The organism is Natronococcus sp., from assembly GCF_047921035.1.
In the GTDB taxonomy this organism is placed as follows: domain Archaea; phylum Halobacteriota; class Halobacteria; order Halobacteriales; family Natrialbaceae; genus Natronococcus.
In genome coordinates, this window is record NZ_JBLRWX010000188.1 from 1 (window position 1) to 3,000 (window position 3,000).

The 3,000-nt window shown below is 65.5% G+C and carries 4 protein-coding genes; 1 reads left to right on the top strand and 3 read right to left on the bottom strand.

The window, feature by feature from the left end; translation table 11 throughout:
• On the bottom strand, window positions 1–480 hold a 480-nt coding region (locus tag ACNA7R_RS19900), incomplete at its 3' end, for a DUF1611 domain-containing protein (RefSeq protein ID WP_416285279.1).
• A 280-nt stretch (window positions 481–760) separates the two neighbouring features.
• Here ACNA7R_RS19900 and ACNA7R_RS19905 point away from each other — a divergent pair.
• The gene (locus ACNA7R_RS19905; RefSeq protein WP_416285281.1) at window positions 761–1,132 is read left to right on the top strand and encodes a hypothetical protein; all 372 of its coding nucleotides are present in this window, start codon (window positions 761–763) and stop codon (window positions 1,130–1,132) included.
• A gap of 123 nt (window positions 1,133–1,255) precedes the next feature.
• Here the strand turns inward: ACNA7R_RS19905 and udk are convergent, their stop codons facing one another.
• Window positions 1,256–1,972 (bottom strand): uridine kinase, encoded by a 717-nt coding sequence (gene udk, locus ACNA7R_RS19910; protein WP_416285282.1) that lies wholly within the window; start codon window positions 1,970–1,972, stop codon window positions 1,256–1,258.
• Between the two features lie 296 nt (window positions 1,973–2,268).
• Window positions 2,269–3,000, bottom strand: a 732-nt coding sequence (locus ACNA7R_RS19915; protein WP_416285283.1) for a Vms1/Ankzf1 family peptidyl-tRNA hydrolase, incomplete at its 5' end; no start/stop codon positions are given.

A 3,000-nucleotide genomic window follows, 5' to 3' on the forward strand; every position in this document is an offset into this window, starting at 1 on the left:
GGTCATCTTCCCGACCGAGCAGTCGGTGCCGACGGTGAGGATGATCTCGGCGTCGATGTCGCCCGCAACGCCCTCGCTGACCGTCAGCTCGTCGTGCGGCTGTCGGACGTCCCACAGCTCACAGTCGTTCTCCTCGGCGAGGGCGGCGAACTCCTCGTCCTCGGCGAGGAAGTAGTGCAGCCCCGAGATGACGTCACAGCCCCGCTCGAGGGCGGTTCGGACGTCCTCGCGCCAGCTCTCGTCGAAACCGCCGCCGATGGGAGCGATCCCGATCAGCAGGGCGTCGACGTCGGCGTCGACGTCGGCCATCCCCTCGACGATCGGGGCGTCCTGGACGTCCGACACGTGGTCTTGCACTCGGCTACCGGCGCCGTCGCGGTCGAGGACGGCCTCGACGTCGTAGTCGGCGTAGCGCAGTACTCCCAGGGCCGTCTTGGCCCGGTCCGGGAACTTCTCGTGGGCGAGGATCGCGATCTGCATACCGGGCCATCGGTCGACCGGCTACTTAACGATAGACATCTCGGCGGCCGTGCTGTGTCGGGAGGGGGTCGACGAGCGATAGTAACCGGAAACAGTTATGGTTCTGATATGACAGAAGACCTTTGGCGAGTAGTGTGGTAGGCGACATATGAAGCGATCTACCTTTCTCACTACCGTCGGAACAGCGAGTACGATCGCCCTCGCTGGTTGTCTCGGGGATCTTTCGTCGAACGGTGGAGCGTCCTCGGACGCGTGTTCCACACCGGAGTTGGAGAGTCCGTTGGACTACGAAGAGTTCGACTACGACGCCGATCCGATGGACAAGGCCACCGGGGAAACGGAAGTGGAGATTCTCACCAGTTCGAACGACGTAGAACAGTACGAAGACGAGACAAACGTACCCGAAAGTATGGAAGCGGTGGACTTCGAGACGCAGTGTGGAGTCGTCGTGGAAAAGGCGCTACACGGAAACTGGGGAACGCATCACGTGCTGGGTGTCGACCGAGAAGCGGACGATACAATCGCGATACACGTATGCTCAACCGATAGACCGGTAGAGCCGAACGATGTCGTCACGTCGGTTACGATTGGACTCATCGTAGACCACGAAGACCAACGACCGACGCGTGGCCGACTCGAGCATCACTCGTAACGGTCGGTTTTCGGGCTGCGAACGTGGACAGGCGCTCCGGAGGGTACCGGTTTCGAGGAAGACGTTCGCATTACGAGACTCGACTGGCAGTGCCAGACGGTCGACACGCCGGTCGCGCCGCCGTCAGTCGTCGGGACGACTCGAGGAGTCGGCGTCGACCCGCGTCGGTCGGCCCTCGCCGACCTCGAGGGGGAACGTCCGGTCGCCGTCGGCGTCGGGGTCGCCCGGCGCGAGTTCGGCCTCGACCTTCTCGACGAGCAGATCGACGGCCATCCGGTTCGCCCCCTCGGGGATGATGATGTCGGCGTTTTTCTTCGTCGGGGCGACGAACTGCTCGTGCATCGGCTTGACCGTCTCGAGGTACTGGTCGATGACGCCCTCGAGCCCGCGGCCGCGGTCGATGACGTCGCGTTCGATCCGTCGGAGAATGCGAACGTCGGCGTCGGTCATCACGTACACCTTGAGATCGAGCATCTCGAGGACCTGCTCGTCGAACAGCGAGAGGATGCCCTCGAGGACGATCACGTCGGAGGGCTCGACGGTGACGCGCTCGTCCTTGCGGTTGTGCACCTCGAAGTCGTACTGGGGCATCTCGACCGGCTGGCCCATCAACAGCGAGTCGAGCTGGTCGCGAAGCAGCTCCCACTCGAAGGCGTCGGGGTGGTCGTAGTTGACCTCGGCGCGCTCCGCGTAGTCGAGATGGGAGAGATCCTCGTAGTAGTTGTCCAGCGGGATCCGCGTGACGGCCTCGCCGACGGTCTCGGCGACGGTTCGTGACACTGTCGTCTTTCCGGCCCCCGTGCCGCCGGCGATACCGATGACGAACGACGGGATACTCATCACTCGAGTCTCGGACGGCGCGCTAATGAATGCCCTGATGTTCGCCCGTTCGCAGGCTCGACGGGAGAGAGTAGTTCGCTGTTGTGAGCCGTCTAGAACTCCGGTATGCACAGACGACTCACTCACCGCTCGCTACGCTCGCGCTTCGATCGTCGTTCCGCAGAGAGACGCGCTGTCGCGCGTCTCGGACAGCCGTTCGCCCAGTAGAAACTGCGAGCGAAGCGAGCAGTTTGCACTCGCTACGTAACAGTTCGAGTGGTCCGAACTGCACAACGTGGCCGTCGTGTCAACGACCGTCAGATCACCGTCAGCGTCGTCGTCCAGAACGACCGGTAGGCGTCCTCGAGCGCCGGCTTCGGATCCCCCGTCGCGTCGACGGCGGCGGTCGCGGCGGGCTCGAGTCCCCCCTCCTCGACGAGCGCGTCGACGACGCCGCGCTGGCCGACCACGTAGAGGCGCTCGACGTCCCGGTCGGCGAGGACCTCCCGACAGCGCTCGAGGTGGTCGTCGATCTGGTCGTCGCGAATGCGCTCGAAGCGGGCCTGCGAGAACCCGCCCTTCGAGTGGTTGCCCTTCACGTCGCTCTCGAACCCGCGGTAGTCGACGCGCTCGTCGTCCTTGTAGGTCCCGAGCGCGAACAGATCCGCGCGCACGAGCGCGAGGGCGTGGCGGCCGGTCGGCAGGAACCACTCCCGCTCGAGGTCGAACCGGTCGTTCCAGGTCGGCTCGAGGTCGGGTCCGACGGGCGAGTCGAGCGCGACCGAGACGAGGCCGGCGTCGTCGACACAGCACAGACAGGGCGCGGCGTCCTCGAGCAGCGCGACGCGCTCGCCGAGGACGTCCTCGAGGTCCTCTCGGACGGCGCCGGGCAGTTCGTCCTCGAGGCTGGCGGTGAGCGCGCCCTCCGGAGCCGTCCGGAGCGACCGCAGTCGCTCGAGGACGTCCTCGAGGCGGGCGCCGCGCAGGTCGACACGTCGGCGAACAGTCGGCCCGCCGTCGTCGGCCTCGACGCGCTCGAGTTCGCCCTC